Source organism: Priestia sp. P5_B4 (assembly GCF_056400385.1).
On the sequence record NZ_JBFULJ010000912.1, the window covers coordinates 1 to 1,494 of the forward strand.

At 37.8% G+C, this 1,494-nt stretch carries 2 protein-coding genes; one reads left to right on the forward strand and one right to left on the reverse strand.

Annotated elements, in window-relative coordinates; all coding sequences use genetic code 11:
- Positions 1-153 precede the first annotated feature (153 nt).
- Positions 154-606: a hypothetical protein gene (locus tag AC1DRF_RS27405; RefSeq protein WP_013083800.1), complete on the reverse strand. Its 453-nt coding sequence runs from the start codon at positions 604-606 to the stop codon at positions 154-156.
- A gap of 172 nt (positions 607-778) precedes the next feature.
- Here AC1DRF_RS27405 and AC1DRF_RS27410 point away from each other — a divergent pair.
- The coding region (locus AC1DRF_RS27410; protein WP_477742237.1) for a sodium-dependent transporter at positions 779-1,494 on the forward strand (716 nt) is incomplete at its 3' end.

Genomic DNA, 1,494 nt, shown 5'->3' on the forward strand with positions numbered 1-1,494 from the left:
ACTCAAGGTAACAAAAATCATACGGTAACTTACTTTTTCGTCGGCACCGCAAAAGAGTTCGATAAGGCCGGAGACTATCGAAGAAAACTTACCGAAGAAAGTTCTTCGTAAGAAAAGAAACGTTGCCTCTTTGGCAACGTTTCTTTTCTATCTTCATTTGAATGTGCAAAAAACGGTATCTTTTAAACGTTGAATTTCACTTAATGCTTCTTCTTGCTTATGAATTACCCAATCTGGCAATGAATGTTCAACCGACAGCTCGTCGAAACAAGCCCCGCATGTTTTAACTTCAATATAAGATTCAATATACTGAAGGTGATCTAAGTTATAAGCCCAAAGTCGACGTTCAGGGCATATCGTTTCTAAGTAAAGCGGAAGCTGAAAAAAAGGATCTACTGCTTCAGAAAGTTCTAACGGTCCTTGGCTATCAGCGTTGGTTACGTCTAGATAACCGCAGTGAGGACACGTGCATGAGTGCGTTGACCCGCTCAATTTTTTATCCAGTTTTACAACTCGCGCACATAGTTCGCAGTTTGGACATTTTACTAAGATAAAGTCAAGGAACTTATCTAAAAATTGTTGCTGTATTACTTGCTGATTTGTCATTTTTTGTACCTCTAACTGTCAAACTTTTTTTAGTTACGAAAATAAATCATGAAACCTACATACTATTCATAACACATGATGAGGGTTAAAACAACAAAAACCCTTTTCGACAGAAGGGTTGTGTGCTATAGTATGACAAATCAGAATAAATAAAGAAAAATGGTGAGAAAAAATGAGTCAAAACGAACAATGGACATCAAAACTCGGCTTTATCTTGGCATCTGCCGGTTCTGCAATTGGAATCGGAGCCATTTGGAAACTGCCTTATGTAGCCGGAACAAGCGGAGGAGGGGCCTTCTTTTTACTGTTTATCTTGTTTACAGCAATTATTGGTTTGCCGCTTTTACTTGCTGAATTTGTACTAGGTAGACATACACAAAAAGAAGCAATTCGTGCATATGATGCAGTTGCTCCCGGTTCCCTATGGAAAGGAATCGGGTATTTAGGTGTGATCACATGCTTTATTTTATTATCCTTCTATAGTGTAGTAGGAGGCTGGATTTTGCAATATATTTTTGCAAGCGTCACGGGTCAGCTGAATGGAGTAAGTGACTACGGGAGTTTATTTAACTCGACCATTGCTAATCCAACAAGTGCTGTTATCTCTCAACTTGTTTTTCTTCTTTTAACAATTGTTGTAGTAGCAAGAGGCATTCAAAATGGTATTGAAAAAGCAAACAAAATTTTAATGCCTGCTCTCTTTATTTTATTTATTATTATCATTATTCGTTCTTTAACATTAGACGGGGCAATGGAAGGCGTATCTTTCTTTTTGTATCCGGATTTTTCAAAGCTTACATCCCAAACCATTTTGTTTGCGATGGGACAAGCATTCTTTTCCCTTAGCGTAGGCGTTTCAGTTATGGTTACGTACAGTTCGTATCTATC